Raw genomic sequence first — 18,442 nt, 5'->3', positions numbered from 1 at the left:
TCATTTTTAATAATTTTTTTCTATATAAACTTAGATAAATTAATGACAAATTATATAAAATATGCTAAAATATTAATGCAGTTTATATATTTTATATAATTTTTAAGGAGGAAACAGAGAGATGGAATTTAGCAGAAGCAGCGGTATCTTGCTTCATCCTACTTCATTACCAGGTAAATATGGTATTGGAGAACTTGGAAAAGAAGCATATGAATTTGTAGATTTTTTAATTTTATCAGGTCAAAAATTATGGCAAACGTTCCCATTAGGACCTACTGGATATGGAGACTCACCTTATCAATGTTTTTCAGCATTTGCAGGAAATCCTTTATTAATTAGCTTAGATAACTTAAAAAAAGAAGGATTATTAACAAATGATGATTTATCAGTTGAAGAAACCTTTGATAATAATTATATTGATTATGGTAAAGTTATCAATTTTAAAATGCCATTATTAAAAAAAGCATATGAAAATTTTAAATCTAAAAATGATACTTTATTAAATAGCAAATTTGAAATTTTTTGTGAAGAAAACAAACAATGGTTAGAAGATTATGCTCTTTATCGAGCTGTAAAAGATCATTTTGATGGTAAATGTTGGGTTGAATGGGACGATAAAGATATTGTTTTTAGAAAACCTGAATCAATAGCACATTATACACATGAATTAAAAGATGAAATTAATTATAGAAAATTTTTACAATATATTTTCTTTAAACAATGGAGCGAATTAAAAGCTTATGCAAATAGAAATGGAATAAAAATTATTGGTGATATCCCTATATTTGTTGCTTTTGACAGTTCAGATGCATGGTCACATCCTGAATTGTTTTTATTTGACGAAGAAAGAAAACCTGTTAAAGTAGCTGGTGTTCCACCTGATTATTTTAGTGCTACAGGACAATTATGGGGAAATCCTTTATATAATTGGGATTATATAAAAGAACATAATTTTGAATGGTGGATAAATAGAGTTAAGGCTAATTTAAAACTTTCTGATATTATTAGAATAGATCATTTTAGAGGTTTTGCAGCTTATTGGGCAGTTCCTGCTAATGAAGATACAGCAATAAATGGTGAATGGGTTCCTGCTCCAGGAAAAGAACTTTTCCAAGCAATAAGAGATGCTTTAGGAAAACTTCCTATTATAGCTGAAGATTTAGGAGTAATCACTCCTGATGTAGAAGAACTTAGAGATTACTTCAATTTCCCTGGCATGAAAATACTTCAATTTGCATTTGATTCAAAAGATGAAAGTAATCACTTACCACATATCTATTCTAAAAATACTTGTGTTTATACTGGTACTCATGATAATGAGCCCATTATTGGATGGTATACAAATGCAAATCCTGATGATAGAGAATTTGCCAAAAAATATCTTGGCATTAAAAAATCTGGATATGATGTTCATTGGGAATTTATTACAGCAGCATGGGCTTCTGTAGCTAATATAGCTATTTCTCCACTTCAAGATATATTAGGTTTAGGAAATGATTCAAGAATGAATACTCCTGGGAAAGCTGCTGGTAACTGGCAATGGAGATATATAAAAGGTCAATTAAACAAAAAATTAGCTCTCAAACTAAAAGATTTAACAAAATTATATTTTAGATAAAAATAACTCCCCTAAATTAGGGGAGTTTTATGTTTATTAAAAAAGGTATTAGTATACGCCGGATTTTGTATTTGATAATCATTTATCTAGACTTATAGTTGCCTATAAGTTCAAGCGACCTACCATAAGAGACAGAAACGGGCAGCTTCCTATATATCTCAATTCTTGGTCTTGCTCCAGAGGGGGTTTACCTAGCTATTTTACTTTCGTAAAATACTGGTGGTCTCTTACACCACCTTTTCACCCTTACCATGTTAAACACTTTAACTTTGGCGGTTATTTTCTGTGGCACTTTCCTTAAGATTTCTCTTAGCAGACGTTATCTGCCCTCTTTGCCCTACGGAGTCCGGACGTTCCTCATGATTACTCATGCGATTATCTCTAATACCTATTTTTTCTCTATTATTTGCTTTATTTTTTTACATTTTGGACATTCATATATTTTGATTATTCCACTTTTATTTTCTATTTTATCTACTATATGCATATTTATATTACAATCTTTACATTTAGTTTTATCTCTTGATTTTATATAAAATAAATAAAGTGTATATATAACAAAACCTAATACTATCATTAAAAATAGTATTAATATAAGGTTTAATATATTTTTTAAAATTATTTTTTGATTTTCTTTATTTTTTTCTATCGTACCTATTGCATCATTATTCTCTTTTTCTACAAATATTAAAATATCACTTATATTAGCTAAAAGTTCATATATAAAGTCTTCGTACTCTTTATTAATAATAAGTGGAGACAAATCTTCTAATAAATTATCAATCTCACTTTTATAATCAATTATATTTATATCATTTGTAAATTTAAGGTTTATACCTATGTTTCCATTTTCTTTTTTAAACAAAAGTATTATAACACTTTTTTTATCTTTTATCAATTGATTTTCTGGCTCTTCTTTTAATATAAAAATTTTTATATTAACTTTTCGTTCTTTTTCAATATTTTTTATTTTTTTATTTATTTTACTTATTTGGTTCTCATTAAAAAAATTCAATTCATCTTTTTCAATATTTGCAAAAATACTTGTTATTAATAATAAATAAATAAAAAACAACTTCTTTAGCATATAATAGACTCCTCTATAAATAATTAAAAATTTTTCTATCATTAAATATTATAATCTCTAACTTCGTTTCTTTTAAATCATCTAAAATCAATTCATTAAAAAAATGCTCACTTTCATAATGACCTATATCTACAAGAGAAAATCCTTCTTCAAAACAATCTAAAGCTTCATGATATTTTATATCTCCTGTTATAAATAAATCTACTTTTTCTTTTTTTGCTTTTTTTAAAAATGACATTCCACTTCCATTTACAATAGCTATTTTTTTTATAAACTTATTTTCATTATAGACCACTCGTACATTTTTTATATCAAGTTTTTCTTTAATTATCTCTATATAATCTAATAATCTAATTTCTTTTTTTAAATTATAAATTCTTCCTAATCCAGTATTCAATTTTAACTTGTTTTCTAATTTTAATAATTCATAAGTTATACTAAATGAATTTAATAAAGAAACAACTTTATTTATATTTTCTATTGTATCAAAAATCTCTATAGTTTGTACATTATTTTTTTTATTAAAAAAATTATATTTTTCTAATTTTTTTAATATTTTTTCATTATATTCAAATTTTATTTTATATAGATTCACAATATTTTCCGAAATTATTTTACTGTTTTCTACTTTTAATTTTTTACAAATAAAATCATTTAATCCATATTTAGCAGAGTCTAAATTTGTATGCATAGAATAAACAGCTATATCATTTTTTATAAGTTGTATTATTTTATTACCTAATATACTATTTGTATTTATTTGTTTTATTCCATTAAAAATAAAAGGATGATGTGAAATTATTAAATCTACATTATTTCTTATAGCATTTTCTATTGTATTTTCTGTTACGTCTAAAGAAATTTGTATTTTTTTTATTTCTCTTTTTTCATTCCCTACTAAAAGTCCTACATTATCCCATTCTTCAGCTAAATACTTAGGATATTTTTTTTCTAATATATTTATTATATCTTTTAGTATCATTATTCCTCCCAAAGTCTTTCTCCTACATATTTCAATTTATTTAAAGCTCTTTCTTTTAATACTCTTACTCTTTCTGCTGATATATTTAATTCACTTCCTATTTCTTTAAATGTAAATCTACCTTCTACAGATAATCCATAATACATTTCTATTATTTTTTTTTCTCTATTATTTAATTTTTTTAATAAAGTAGATATTTTTTTCTGTTTTAATAATTTTTCCATATCTTTATCTATTTCTTCTATTGTACTATAATCTTTTATATCATAATGTTCATCACTTTCTTTGCTTGTTTCTACTTTCATATCTATCATATTCATATCTATAGCATTTTTTACTTTTAATATTTCTTCTTCACTCATATTTAAAGCTTCTGCTATCTCTTTTATTTCAGGTTTTTTATTATGCTTATTTAAATAATCATTTTCAAATATACTAATTTTTTTATGTGATAAAAAAATATAATTTGGTATTTTTATCATATTTACTCTTTTTTTTAGGGCATCAATAATTTCTTTTTTTATCCACCATGTAGCATATGTTGAAAATTTATAGTTTTTAGATAAATCAAATTTATCAATAGCATTTATAAGCCCAATTGTCCCTTCTTGAATAAGATCTAAATAGTATACTCCAGCTCTACTATAATGTAATGCTATTTTAGCCACAAGCCTTAGATTTGATGTAATTATTTTTTCTTTTGCTTCTTTATCTCCATTTTTAGCCTTTCTTAAAATGTTTCTTTCTTCTTCTTTATTAAGTAATTCATAATTAGATATATCATGAAAATATTGATTTAGTATATCTTGTGTATAATAATTTTCTGAAAAAGAAAAAATATTTTCTTCTTCTTTTTCAGAAAAGTTATCTTCATCTCGTATTATTTCTACATTTGATTCTACAATCTTATCTATTATTTCACAATATTCTTTTTCTGAGAATTCACATTTTTCCATAAAATCTTCAAATTCTGATTGTTTTATCTGCTTTTTCTTTATTATTTCCTCTATATTTATCATCTCTTATCTCCCCTTTATCTATAATTTTCTTTTATATTATTATTTAAAATACTCTTTTTTCCTTTTTTAAATTAATAAAAGGCACAAATTTTTTGCGCCTTTTAGCTTCTAAAATCTTCTAGTTTTTTTCTTCTACTTGGATGTCTCAATTTTCTAAGTGCTTTTACTTCTATTTGTCTTATTCTCTCTCTTGTTACTTTAAATATTTTCCCTACTTCTTCTAAGGTTCTAGGGCATCCATCATCAAGTCCATATCTAAATCTTAATACTTTTTCTTCTCTATCACTTAAAGTTTTTAATACTTCACTCAATTGGTCTTTTAATAAATTTCTATTAGCTTCTTCATAAGGGCTTAATATTTTATTATCTTCTACAAAATCTCCAAGTTCACTATCTTCTTCACTTCCAACAGGTGTTTCAAGTGATATTGGATCTTGATTCATTTCTAATATTTGTTTTACTTTTTCCATTTCCATATTAAGTCTTTTAGCTAAAACCTCTGGTGTTGCTTCTTTTCCTGTTTCTTGAAGATATATCCTACTTGCTTTTTTTATTTTATTTATAGTTTCTATCATATGTACTGGAATTCTTATAGTTCTACCTTGATCAGCAATAGCTCTAGTTATAGCTTGACGTATCCACCAAGTTGCATATGTTGAAAATTTATATCCTTTTTGATATTCAAATTTTTCAACTGCTTTCATAAGTCCCATATTTCCTTCTTGAATAAGATCTAAAAGTTTTAATCCTCTATTTGTATGCTTTTTAGCTATACTTACAACAAGTCTTAAATTTGCTTCAATAAGTTGTTGTTTACAATACTCATCTCCTTCAGCAGCACCTTTAGCAAGTTTTATTTCTTGTTCATGAGTTAATAATGGAATTTGACCTATTTCTCTAAGGTACATTTTTATAGGTTCATCTACCATATCTATTCCGCTACCTAAAGATATTGCATCATTTTCCAATTTTTCTAATTCTTCTAATTCTTCTTCAAAATTAAAATCTTCATCATCTTCATCAGTTATTTCTACAATTTTTTCTTCTACTTTTTCATCTTCTTCTATTTTATCTTTTAATTTTTTAACTTTTTCTAGTTTGTTTTCTTTTTCTAATTTTTTCTTTTTATCTTTACTAGAAATTATTTTTATTCCTTGTTTTTCCATTCCTTCAATTAATTTTTCAATTTGTTCCGCAGGAAAACTATCTGGCAACTCTTCATTTATTTCTTCATAAGATATCTTGCCTTTTTCCATTGCTTTTTTTACTAAAGCAAGAACTTTTTCATTTTTTATAAACTCTCTCATTATCCTGCTTCCTCCTTAATCTATCATTAATAAATATTGATTATAAAATTTTAGGATTTCATCTTTTGTTTGAATATTTTTTAATTTTTCAAACTCTATTTTTAATTTAAAATAACTCATTGTATCATTATTTTTTCTAATCTTTTTCATTCTTTCTTTTAACTCTCTACGAATAAATGCAATAAGTGTATCTAGAAAAAACTTTTCTTTTTCTTCCTCACTTGAAAGTTTAAAATTAAGATTTACTATATCTAATATTTCTTTTTTATTTTCTTCACTAAATTCACTAGAATTTAAAATCTGCTTCAATCCTTTATTATCTTTTAATAAATAATTTTTTATCAAATTAAATTCCTCATCTTTAAATTCATATGACTTAAAATAATTTATGTATTCTTTCTTTAAAAAAAATACTCTTATTAAATCTTCTTCTATTTTATCTCTTTTTTTTATTTTTCTATTTTCTATAAAATTATTTTTTATCTCTGTTCTATATTTTTTGTTCTTTTTATTCTTATCTATAAGTATACTTTTTAATGCGTCTATTTCTATATCTATTTGTTTAGAAAACTTTTCTATATATAAATTTTTCTCTAATTCACTATTTATATTTTGAAAAAATTCTTTAAAATGTTCTACAAACTTTTTTTTGCCTGATATATCATTTATATTGTATAAATTTATATATTTTTCATATAAAAACTGGAAATCTTCTTTTGATTCTTTTATTGCTTCTAAAAATTTAGATTTACCAAATTTTGTTAATAATTCATCAGGATCTTTTGCATCTTTATATGACACAACTTTTATATTAAAATTATTGGCTTTTAATAACATTATCGCTCTTTCAGTAGCTTCTTGTCCTGCGTTATCCATATCATATGCTATTATTATATTAGATGTGAATTTTTTTAATAATTTTGCTTGATTTTCTGTAAGTGATGTCCCAAGCGAGGCTATAGCTGTATTAAATCCAAAACTTTTAGCTCTAAGTACATCCATATATCCTTCCATAAGAATAGCATAATTTTTCTTTTTTATTTCAAGACCTTTTTCTTCTATTCCATAAAGATTTTTACCTTTATTAAATACAACTGTTTCTGGTGAGTTTAAATATTTTGCAACATCTTTTCTATCTTCTAATATTCTTCCGCCAAAACCTATTATATTTCCTGAAACAGAATATATTGGAAACATAATTCTATCTCTAAACGTATCATAATATCCATTTTCCCCCTGCTTAATAAGTCCTACAGCTTTTATATCTTCTAAGTTATAAGACTTATTTAACAAGTATTCATATAAACTATTCCATTCGCTTAATGAATATCCAATATTATGTTTCTTTATAAAATCAACACTAAATCCTCTTTTATATAGATAATCTAAAGCATTTCTTCCACTATTTTTAAATATATTTTCTTTATAAAATTCTAAAGCTTCATTTAATATTTTATAATAAATACTATTTTTTTCATTAATTTTATTATATTTTCCGATCACTTTTATATTCACATTATATTTTTTAGCGAGTTCTAATACTGCTTCTTCATAACTTATTTTATGATATTCTTTATAAAAAGTAATGGGATTTCCGCCTTTTCCGCATACAAAACATTTAGATATATTTTTAGAAGGACTAATCATAAAAGATGGATTCCTATCTTGATGAAAAGGACACAATCCTTTATAATTAGCCCCTGTTTTTTGTAATGAAACATATTCAGAAACTACATCTACTATATTTATATTGTCTAACAAATTTTGCACATCTTCTTCTCGAAATTTTAGTCTCATTATTTTACCTCAAAAAATAGAATACATACCATTATAAATTATAGTACATTTTTTGAATATATTCAAGTTATATTTGTTTGATTTTAAGATTTTTTTAAGGTTCAATTATATTTTCTTTTAAACCTTTGCTTATATGTATATCATTATTTTTATCTACTACAAAAGCTTCTATATTATTATATTTACTAATAAAATCAAATATTTTTTTATAATTAAATGAAAAAAGTGCTGTAGAATACATATCAGAAAGAAAGGCATTATTGCTTACAATAACTAGCATTTTATTTTCATCACTAGGATATCCAGTTTTAGGACTTATAATATGATGATATCTCTTACCATCTATTTCTACATATGTTTGATAATCTCCTGATACTCCTATTGCTCTATCTTTTATCAAAAGTATCTTTAATATTTCACTTGGATTATTCGGATTTTGAAGTCCTATTTTCCATTTTTTCCCTTCTTTATCTCCTATAAGTTCTATACTTGACAAAGCAGATATAAATGCAGATTTTATTCCTTCTTTTTTTAATATTTCTCTTGCTTTATAAATAGCATATCCTTTTAAAAACGAACCTGTATCTATTGTTTGTTTTTTATTTTTCAAATAAATTATATTATCCTCTATAATAATATTTTTATAATTTACTATTTTCAAAGTATTTTTTAATTCTTCTTTTGTCGGAACTTTTAATTTATTTTTTTTATTATAAAATCCCCATAATTTCAATAATGGCTCTACCGTAATATCATACATTCCATCTGTTTCTTTAGATACTTCTAATACTTTATTTATTAAAAATTTCCCTTCTTCATCTAATTCTATCTTTTTATTTTTAGAATTATTTAATTTATAAAACAAACTATTTTCTACTTTAGTGTTATAATTGCTATCTATTCGCTTTATTTCTTCAAAAGCTTTATTTGCAGCCTTTTCAGCTAATTTAGTATCTTTTTCATAAATTATTATTTTGATTAATGTCCCAAATGCAAATTCTGTCTTTTCATATTTTTTTACTTCATTTCCACATCCTATAAATAAAATTAATAAGAATATTATAAGGATTTTATTTGCTTTCACTTGTCTCATTTTTATTCTCTTTTTCTGGTGGATTTTGCACATAATTAATTTTATCCTTTAAAATTTCTTTGAATACTGTTTGAACCATAGTCGATTTTGGTCCTACTTTTACTACTGGTTTTTCACCTCTTAATAAATTTCTTCCTCTTCTACCTGCTACTATCGTTAATATGTATTTATTAGGTATTTTTTCTATTAATTCATCATACATTTTTTTCTTATTTCCTATTTTATTCATTTTTCCTCCTTTTCTTTTCTCTTTATTATTTCTATTAATTTTTTTATTGATTCTTCAACATTATTATTAATTATTACTTCTTCATAATATTTTTCATATTCCATTTCTTTTAATGAGTTTTTTAATCTCGTTTGTATAACTTCTTCAGTATCAGTATTTCTTCCCCTAAGTCTTTTTTCTAATTCTTCTACACTAGGTGCTTTAAAAAATATTAATTTAGCTTCTGGAAATTTTTCTTTTACTTGTAATCCGCCCTGTACATCTATTTCAAGAATTACATCTTCACCATTTTCTAATTTTTTCTCTACCTCTTTTTTTAATGTCCCATAATAATTCCCATGTACATTAGCATATTCAAGAAATTCATTATTTTTTATTGCTTCTTGAAATTTTTCCATACTATAAAAATGATAATCTACTGTATCTACCTCTCCTACTCTAGGTTTTCTTGTAGTTGCAGACACAGCTAATGTCATATTAAGTTTTTTCCTAACTAATTTTGTAACTGTTGATTTTCCTGCACCACTAGGACCAGATACTATAAATAATCTACCTTTCATTATTTTTCTCCTTTTTCTATTCTTCCTAATAACGTCTCTGGATTTATAGCTGACATAATCACATGATTACTATCTGTAATAATTAATGCTCTTGTTTTTTTTCCATTAGTAGCATCTATTAATAAATTTTCATTTTTAGCTCTTTCTTTTAGTCTTTTACTAGGAGCAGTATCTGGACTTACAATGGCTATTATTCTATTTTTCATTGCTATATTTCCAAATCCAATTCTTATTACGCCCATTTCTCCTCCTAATTTTATTCTATATTCATAACTTGTTCTCTTATTTTTTCTACTTCACTTTTACAGTCAACTACAAGTTTAGATATATCATAATAATTACTTTTTACTCCCATAGTATTTAATTCTCTAAATATTTCTTGAAGTATAAAATCTAATTTTTTCCCTATATAGTTATGTTTACTATCCAATTCTATTAAAAATTGTTCTAAATGACTTATAAGCCTTGAGTATTCTTCTGATATATCACTTCTATCAGTAAAAATTAATATTTCCTTTAAGATATCTTCTTCTTTTACATCTATTTCATTTTTATAGTTATTTAATTTTTCTAATAATCTATTTTTATAATTTTCTACTACATTTTCTTTTAAATAGCTTATATCTTTTATATTATTTTTTATATTTTCAATAAGATCTATAAAATATTCTTTTAATCTTTCACCTTCAGTTTGTTTCATTTCATTTATATTATCTATTACTTTATTTAAGACAGGCATTATAAATTCTGTATATTCATTTTCGTTTATTTCTATATCTTGTTTATTTATACTATTACTATATTTTACTACCATATCTACTTTGTTTTCAAGTTTTAAGGAAAATTCTTTTTCTATTTCATTTAATATTTTCATATATGATAAAGCATTATTTCTATTATAATAATATAAATTTTCGTTTTCTCTCTTATCTTCAAAATTTATTTTTAATTCTATATAACCTCTATGAATTTTTTTTCCTATTTCAGTTTTTATCCTATTTTCTAAAAAATTTAAAAAATTCGGAATTTTTATTTTTATATTTAAACCTTTATTATTAACACTTTTCATTTCAATTGATATTCTAAAATGCTCATTTTCTTCTATAATTTTAGAATATCCTGTCATACTTCGCATAGTATCGCCCCTTTTAAAAAATTTTATTACTAGCTTACTACATTATTTACTTAAAATAATTTATAATTTAATAGGCGACTTGTTAGTCGCCATATTATTATTTCTCCTCTTTAACTAAAGGTTCTATATATTTATATGCATTAAATCCAGTTCCAGCTGGTATTTTCTTACCGATGATTACATTTTCTTTTAATCCATTTAATGTATCTTCTTTACCTTCAATAGCTGAGTTCGCAAGAACTTTTGTAGTTTCTTGGAATGAAGCTGCTGAAATAAAGCTTTCTGTATTTACTGCTGCTTTTGTAATACCTTGTATTACTGGTTGATATTTAATTGTTCTTTTCCCTTTAGATATTAATTTTTCATTTTCAATATCAAGTGTTTTCTTATCAATTACTTCATCTTCTAAGAATAATGAGTCACCAGAATCTACAATTTTTACTTTTCTAAACATTTGTTTTACTATAATTTCTATATGTTTATCATTTACAGTAACACCTTGTTCTCTATATACTTCTTGAACTGCTTCAAGTATATACTGTTGTGCAGCTACTAATCCTTTTATTGCAAGTACATCGTGTGGAGAAATAACTCCTTCTATTAATTTATCACCTGGATTAATAATTTGACCATCAGTAACAATAATATGTTCTCCTGCAGGTATTAAATATTCTTTATAGTCATTTTCATTTTCTAAAGAATGAATATTAACTACTATCATATTTTTCTTTCTCTTACCAGGTATTCTTACTCTTCCGCCTACTTCACTTACTATTGCTTTTCCTTTAGGAGTTCTAGCTTCAAATAGTTCTTGTACTCTTGGAAGACCACCAGTGATATCTTTTGTACCACTACCTGTTTTTATAATTTTAGCTAATATTTCTCCTTTTTTAACTTCAGTATTTTCTCCCACCATTAAATATGCACCATAAGGAATTCTATACTCTGCTACTTTTTTATTTGAATTATCAAATATTACTATTCTAGGTGTTATATCTCCTGCTTCTATTGGTTTTACAGCAAGTCTTTCAATAACATTATATTTTTCATCATGAATTTCTTTTACATATATTTCTCTATATTCTACTCTTCCATTTTTTTCAGTAATTATAGGAGTATGATATGGATCAAATTCAACTAATACTGTTCCTTTTTCTACTCTTTCTCCTTCTTTTACTTTAAGAATAGATCCCGTAGGTATTTCGTATTCATCTGGTTCTATTATTATTTTTGCTGATTGAGAAACAACTACACTTTCATTATTATAATCTAATAACCTCATATCTCTAAATTCAATTATTCCTGAATGTTCAGCTTTTATATCTTTTTGAGCTTCTGTAGCTTGTGCTACCCCACCAGTATGGAATGTTCTCATTGTTAGCTGTGTTCCTGGTTCTCCAATTGATTGAGCTGCAATAACTCCAACTGCTTCTCCAAGAAGAATTTCTTGATGATTAGATAAATCCATTCCATAACATTTTTGACAAACTCCTTTTTCAAGGTCACATGTCAATGGTGATCTTATTTTTACTTTATTTATTCCTTTAGCTTGAATTTCTTTTATTATTTCTTTTCCTATCATAGTATTTCTAGGAGCTATTACTTCTCCTTCAAATACTAAATCTTCTGCTAATACTCTTCCATTAATTCTTTCTTCTAATTTTTCAATAACATTTCCTTCTACAACTAAATCTGCTACTTCTATTCCATTATGAGTTCCACAATCTTCTTTATTAACTATAACTTCATGTGAAATATCAACAAGTCTTCTTGTTAAGTATCCCGAATCGGCAGTTCTTAATGCAGTATCCGCTAGTCCTTTTCTTGCTCCATGTGATGACATAAAGAACTCTAATATATTAAGCCCTTCTCTAAAATTAGCTTTAATTGGTATCTCAATAATTCTACCTTGTGTATCTGCCATTAGTCCTCTCATAGCACCTAATTGTCTCATTTGTCTCATAGATCCTCTGGCACCTGAATTTGCCATCATATACACTGGGTTAAATTCATCTAAACTTTTTTGCATTGCATCTGTTACATCATCTGTCGCTCTATTCCATACTGCTACTGTTTTTCTATATCTTTCTTCGTTAATTATTTTACCTTTTCTATATTCTTGTTCTATTTTCATTACTTCTTCTTCAGCTTTTCTTAAAATTTCTGGTTTTTCTTTAGGAACTTCAATATCTTCTATCCCTACTGTAATTCCAGCAAAAGTGGCATAGTGATATCCAAAGTTTTTAATTTCATTTATAAGTTCTGAAGTCAAACTAAATCCATATTTTTCATATAAATCACTAATTAAATTTTTCAATTGTTTTTTACCAAAAGTAACTCCATAATTTCTTGCTTCTTCTGGTAACATTTCATTAAATAAAATTCTTCCTGGAGTTGTTTCTATTAATTCTCCATTTATTCTTACTTTTATTATACTATGAGTATCTAGTACTTTTATTTGATAAGCAGTTATTACTTGATCTATATTAGAGAAAACTTTACCTTCGCCTTTAGAACCTTTTTTCTCTTTTGTCATATAATAACATCCCATAACCATATCTTGTGATGGTACTGCTATTGGTTGTCCATTAGCAGGAGATATTATATTATTAGGCGCTAACATTAAAAGTTTTGCTTCCATTATTGCTTCTGGTGAAAGCATTAAATGTACTGCCATTTGATCTCCATCGAAATCAGCATTAAATGCTGAACATACTAGTGGATGAAGTCTTATAGCTTTTCCTTCAATAAGTACTGGTTCAAATGCTTGAATTGATAATCTATGTAATGTAGGAGCTCTGTTTAATAATACAGGATGATCTTGAATTACATCTTCTATTACATCCCATACTTTATCGTCAGCTTCTTCTACAAGTTTTTTAGCAGTTTTTATGTTAGTTGCTATTTCTCTTTTTACTAGCTCTCTCATTATAAATGGTTTATATAATTCTAATGCCATTTTTTTAGGAATTCCACATTGATTCATCTTTAAACTAGGTCCAACAACAATAACAGATCTTGCTGAATAGTCTACCCTTTTTCCTAATAAATTTTGTCTAAATCTTCCTTGTTTTCCTTTAAGCATATCAGAAAGAGATTTTAATTCTCTATTATTTTGAGTAACAACTGGTTTTCCTCTTCTACCGTTGTCAATCAGAGCATCTACTGCTTCTTGTAACATTCTTTTTTCATTTTTTACAACGATTTCAGGTGCATTTATATCCATCAATCTTTTTAATCTATTATTTCTATTTATAACTCTTCTATATAAATCATTAAGATCAGATGTAGCAAATCTCCCTCCATCTAATTGAACCATTGGTCTAAGGTCAGCTGGTATAACTGGCAGTTCTCTTAATATCATCCAATCAGGTCTATTACCAGAATTAATAAAATCTCTTACAATTTTTAATCTTTTAACAATTTTTTTTCTTTTTTGTGCTGAATTTACTTCTTCTAACTCTTTTTCTAATTCTTTATGAAGCGCTCCTAAATTTAATGTTTTTAAAAGCTTTAATATAGCTTCTGCTCCCATTTTTGCTTCTATTTTAGTTTTATATTGTTGCTTATATAATTTGTACTCTCTTTCAGTTAATATTTTCCCTACTTTTACAGAGCTTTCATGACTTTCTGTTACTATATATCTAGCAAAATATAATACAGATTCTAATTCTTTAGGACTAATTCCTAAAATTAAACTCATTTTATTAGGAGTACCTTTTGAATACCAAATATGAGATACAGGGGCAGCCAATGATATATGCCCCATTCTTTCTCTTCTTACTTTAGATTTAGTTACTTCTACTCCACATTTCTCACAAACTAAACCTTTATATCTCATTCTTTTATATTTTCCACAAGCACATTCCCAATCTTTGGTTGGTCCAAATATTCTTTCACAGAATAAACCTTCCATTTCAGGATTAAGTGTTCTATAGTTTATAGTTTCAGGTTTTTTTACCTCTCCATAAGACCATTCTCTTATTTTTTCTGGAGAAGCTAACCTAATTCTAATACGATCAAACTTTTTTATATTCATATAATATAAAGCCTCCTTAAAAAAGTTCTTTAACTTCTTTTTATATTATTACTTTTCATTTTTTTTCAAATCTGCTAAAGAAAACTCTGTAATTTCATCTTCTTTTAAACTTTCTCTATCTATATCAATAACATCTCCATCATCAGTAAATAGTTCTACATCTAATGCCAATGACTGGAATTCTTTTAATAATACTCTAAATGATTCTGGAATATCTGGATCTGGCATTTCTTCACCTTTTACTATTGCTTCATAAGTTTTTGTTCTTCCTACAACATCATCTGATTTTACTGTTAACATTTCTTGTAATATATTTGATGCCCCATATGCTTCAAGTGCCCAAACTTCCATTTCTCCTAATCTTTGTCCTCCAAATTGAGCTTTTCCTCCTAAAGGTTGCTGAGTAACTAAAGAATATGGTCCTATTGCTCTTGCATGCATTTTATCTTCTACTAAATGATGAAGTTTTAACATATACATTCTACCTACAGTTACCGGATTATCAAATTTTTCTCCAGTTCTTCCATCATATAATGTTACTTTTCCATTTCTATTAAATCCAGCTTTCTCTAAATAATCTTTTATTTGTTCTTCTGAAGCACCATCAAATACAGGAGTCGCAATATGTGTTCCACCATTTAAATTTCCCATTGCAAGTCCTAAATGTACTTCTAATACCTGCCCTATATTCATACGCGAAGGTACTCCTAAAGGATTAAGTAATATATCTAAATGTGTTCCATCTTCTAAGAAAGGCATATCTTCTGCTGGAAGTACTCTTGAAACAACTCCTTTATTTCCATGTCTACCAGACATTTTATCTCCAACATTTATCTTTCTTTTTTCAGCAACAAATATTCTTATTACCTTATTTACACCAGCTTTTAATTCATCGCCATTTTCTCTAGATAATTCTAAAACTTCTACTACCGTCCCTTTAGAACCATGTGGCATTCTTAATGAAGTATCTCTTACATCTCTAGCTTTTTCACCAAATATAGCTCTTAAAAGTTTTTCTTCTGCAGGTGGTTCAGTTTCTCCTTTTGGAGTAGTTTTACCTACTAATATATCTCCTGGTCCTACCTCTGCACCTACTCTAATAACACCATTTTCATCAAGATTTCTAAGTGCTTCTTCACTTACATTTGGTATTTCTCTAGTAATTTCTTCATCTCCAAGCTTTGTTGATCTTGCTTCTGTTTCATATTCATCTATATGGATAGATGTAAACACATCTTCTTTTCTTAATCTATCAGATATTAATATCGCATCCTCGAAGTTATATCCTTCCCACGGCATAAATGCTAATAAAATATTTCTTCCAAGCGCTAAATCTCCACCTTGAGTTGCAGGTCCATCTGCTAAAATAGTTCCTACATTAACTTCTTCACCTAAATCAACTAAAGGCTTTTGATGTAAACACATAGCTTGGTTTGATCTTTCAAAATTAAGTAATCTATAAGTATGTTCTTTACCTTTTTCATCTTCTATAACTACTTTTTTTGCATCTACAGCTACTACTTTACCTTTTACTTTAGATGTAACAACTGCTCCAGAATCTACTGCAACTTTTCTTTCCATACCAGTTCCTATATATGGAGCCTCTGTTCTAAGTAATGGTACTGCTTGCCTTTGCATGTTTGATCCCATTAATGCCCTATTAGCATCATCATGTTCTAAAAACGGTATTAATCCAGCTGAAACAGATACAACTTGTTTTGGAGAAACATCTAAATAATTTACTTTTTCTCTAGGTACATGAGTTATTTCATGTCCATATCTACAAACTGCTTCTTTTTCCAACATTCCATTTTCATCTACTTTTGTATCTGCTTGGGCAATAAATAATCCTTCTTCTTCATCTGCTGCTAAGTAAACAATTTCATCAAATAATGCTTTTCCATTTTCTACTTTTACAAATGGTGTCTCAACAAATCCGTATTTATTAACTTTTGCATAAGTTGCTAATGAACCAATAAGTCCTATATTTGGTCCTTCTGGAGTCTCTATTGGACATATTCTACCATAATGTGAATCATGTACGTCTCTTACCTCAAATCCAGCTCTTTCTCTCGAAAGTCCTCCTGGTCCAAGTGCTGATATTCTTCTTTTATGCGTAAGTTCAGCTAACGGATTTGACTGATCCATAAATTGTGATAATTGTCCACTTCCAAAGAAATCTAAAATTAACGCATTTAATGGTCTTGTATTTAATAAACTCTGTGGCGTAAGACTTGCTGCTTCTTGAACAGTCATTTTCTCTTTAATCATTTTTGTCATTTTAGCCATTCCGCTTCTTATTTGCATAAGAAGTAGTTCTCCTACACCTCTAACACGTCTATTTGATAAATTATCTATATCATCTGTATTTCCTGTTCCATTTATTAATTTTTTTAAATAATTAACAGTTGTTACTACATCATCTTTTGTAAGTAAAACCTGTTTTTCTGGAAGATTTAATTTAAGTCTTTTATTCATTTTATATCTTCCAACAACTGCTAAATCATATCTTTGAGGATTAAAGAACATTTGTCTAATCAAAGATCTAGCACTGTCAACTGTAACTAAATCCCCAGGTCTTAATTTTCTAAAAACTTCTAATACTGCTTCATCACTATTTTTACTATTATCGTGAATTATAGAATTAGCTAGAACTTTATCTTCTGGTTTTACTTCCCAAAATAGTATCTCATCAATACCTAAATTAATTAATTTATTAACTGTTTCTTCATCTATAACTTTTTCTGATTCTAAAATTACTTCTCCAGTTTCTTCGTCATAAATTTCTTCTTTTAAAAAACTTCCTTCTAATTTTGTTCTTAACACTTCTAATAATTCTTCTCTAGAATCATATTTTGCTATATATTCTTTCAAAGATAAAGATTTCGTTTCAAAAAATTCTTCTAATATTTCAGTGTTAGTATTAAAAAATTCAACTGCTTTTAAAAATACAGTTGCTAATACTTTTTTCTTTCTATCAATTTTTACATTTAAAAAATCATTTTTATCAGTTTCAAACTCTAACCAAGTTCCTTTATACGGTATTATTTTCCCTACAAAAAGATCTTTACCAGTTTGGATATTCATTTCTTTATTAAAAGATACCCCTGGTGATCTATGTAGCTGCGAAACAACAACTCTTTCCGCTCCATTTATAATGAAAGTAGCTCTTTCTGTCATTAAAGGAATTTCACCAAAATAAACAAGTGATTCTTGTATCTCATCTCCAGCTTTTTTATTTACTAGTCTAAGCTTTACTTTAAGAGAGGCTGAGTATGTTTTTCCTCTTTTTTTACACTCTAATTCATCATTTAATGGAAATTCATTTTCATGAAGTTCATACCACATATACTCTAATTTTATATCTCCATTAGATGATTCTATTGGAAACATTTCCCTAAAAGCTTGCTCTAATCCTTTATTCTCTCTATTATTTGGAGCTTTCTTAGCTTGTATAAAATCTTCGTATGAGCTAAGCTGGAATTCTAAAAAGTGTGGCATTTCCCCCCTCTCTTTAATTCTTCCAAAATTCAATCTCTCGATCAATTTACTCATTAAGATTCTCACCCCTCATAT

Annotated in this window: 13 protein-coding genes and 1 other RNA gene; 1 reads left to right on the top strand and 13 read right to left on the bottom strand. The window is 26.5% G+C overall.

Going from position 1 to position 18,442, the window contains the following annotated elements; all coding sequences use genetic code 11:
- Positions 1–121: 121 nt before the first annotated feature.
- The gene (gene malQ / locus EV215_RS09595; RefSeq protein WP_134113796.1) at positions 122–1,618 is read left to right on the top strand and encodes a 4-alpha-glucanotransferase; all 1,497 of its coding nucleotides are present in this window, start codon (positions 122–124) and stop codon (positions 1,616–1,618) included.
- Positions 1,619–1,656: 38 nt separating this feature from the next.
- Here the strand turns inward: malQ and rnpB are convergent.
- From rnpB to rpoB, 13 genes are all read right to left on the bottom strand, one after another.
- Positions 1,657–2,009: RNase P RNA component class A (rnpB, locus tag EV215_RS09590), an RNA gene on the bottom strand.
- Positions 2,007–2,705 (bottom strand): hypothetical protein, encoded by a 699-nt coding sequence (locus EV215_RS09585; protein ID WP_134113795.1) that lies wholly within the window; start codon positions 2,703–2,705, stop codon positions 2,007–2,009. The genes rnpB and EV215_RS09585 overlap by 3 nt, the downstream gene beginning before the upstream one ends.
- Before the next feature lie 13 nt (positions 2,706–2,718).
- Positions 2,719–3,687, bottom strand: coding sequence for a Nif3-like dinuclear metal center hexameric protein (locus tag EV215_RS09580; protein ID WP_134113794.1), 969 nt, complete (start codon positions 3,685–3,687; stop codon positions 2,719–2,721).
- The gene (locus EV215_RS09575; RefSeq protein ID WP_134113793.1) at positions 3,687–4,706 is read right to left on the bottom strand and encodes a sigma-70 family RNA polymerase sigma factor; all 1,020 of its coding nucleotides are present in this window, start codon (positions 4,704–4,706) and stop codon (positions 3,687–3,689) included. Before EV215_RS09575 ends, EV215_RS09580 begins: the two co-directional genes overlap by 1 nt.
- Positions 4,707–4,807: 101 nt before the next feature.
- Positions 4,808–6,013, bottom strand: coding sequence for an RNA polymerase sigma factor RpoD (gene rpoD / locus EV215_RS09570; RefSeq protein ID WP_134113792.1), 1,206 nt, complete (start codon positions 6,011–6,013; stop codon positions 4,808–4,810).
- A gap of 15 nt (positions 6,014–6,028) precedes the next feature.
- Positions 6,029–7,810: a DNA primase gene (gene dnaG / locus EV215_RS09565; RefSeq protein ID WP_134113791.1), complete on the bottom strand. Its 1,782-nt coding sequence runs from the start codon at positions 7,808–7,810 to the stop codon at positions 6,029–6,031.
- A gap of 94 nt (positions 7,811–7,904) precedes the next feature.
- Positions 7,905–8,903: an FAD:protein FMN transferase gene (locus EV215_RS09560; RefSeq protein ID WP_134113790.1), complete on the bottom strand. Its 999-nt coding sequence runs from the start codon at positions 8,901–8,903 to the stop codon at positions 7,905–7,907.
- Positions 8,881–9,132, bottom strand: a complete 252-nt coding sequence (rpoZ, locus tag EV215_RS09555; protein WP_134113789.1) for a DNA-directed RNA polymerase subunit omega — start codon at positions 9,130–9,132, stop codon at positions 8,881–8,883. The genes EV215_RS09560 and rpoZ overlap by 23 nt, the downstream gene beginning before the upstream one ends.
- The gene (gene gmk, locus EV215_RS09550) at positions 9,129–9,692 is read right to left on the bottom strand and encodes a guanylate kinase (protein ID WP_134113788.1); all 564 of its coding nucleotides are present in this window, start codon (positions 9,690–9,692) and stop codon (positions 9,129–9,131) included. The genes rpoZ and gmk overlap by 4 nt, the downstream gene beginning before the upstream one ends.
- Complete coding sequence (locus tag EV215_RS09545) at positions 9,692–9,934, bottom strand: extracellular matrix/biofilm biosynthesis regulator RemA family protein (RefSeq protein ID WP_134113787.1); 243 nt, start codon at positions 9,932–9,934, stop codon at positions 9,692–9,694. Before EV215_RS09545 ends, gmk begins: the two co-directional genes overlap by 1 nt.
- 14 nt (positions 9,935–9,948) lie before the next feature.
- The gene (locus EV215_RS09540; protein ID WP_134113786.1) at positions 9,949–10,827 is read right to left on the bottom strand and encodes a YicC/YloC family endoribonuclease; all 879 of its coding nucleotides are present in this window, start codon (positions 10,825–10,827) and stop codon (positions 9,949–9,951) included.
- Positions 10,828–10,924: 97 nt separating this feature from the next.
- Positions 10,925–14,866: a DNA-directed RNA polymerase subunit beta' gene (rpoC, locus tag EV215_RS09535; RefSeq protein ID WP_134113785.1), complete on the bottom strand. Its 3,942-nt coding sequence runs from the start codon at positions 14,864–14,866 to the stop codon at positions 10,925–10,927.
- Positions 14,867–14,914: 48 nt separating this feature from the next.
- Positions 14,915–18,421 carry a DNA-directed RNA polymerase subunit beta gene (gene rpoB / locus EV215_RS09530; protein ID WP_134113784.1) on the bottom strand — a complete coding sequence of 1,169 codons (3,507 nt, stop codon included), beginning with the start codon at positions 18,419–18,421 and terminating at the stop codon, positions 14,915–14,917.
- Positions 18,422–18,442 lie beyond the last annotated feature (21 nt).

The sequence above is a fragment of the Hypnocyclicus thermotrophus genome, from assembly GCF_004365575.1.
Classification (GTDB): Bacteria; Fusobacteriota; Fusobacteriia; order Fusobacteriales; family Fusobacteriaceae; genus Hypnocyclicus; species Hypnocyclicus thermotrophus.
Note: the sequence above shows the minus strand (reverse complement) of the source record. Positions and strands in the feature narration are given on the sequence as shown.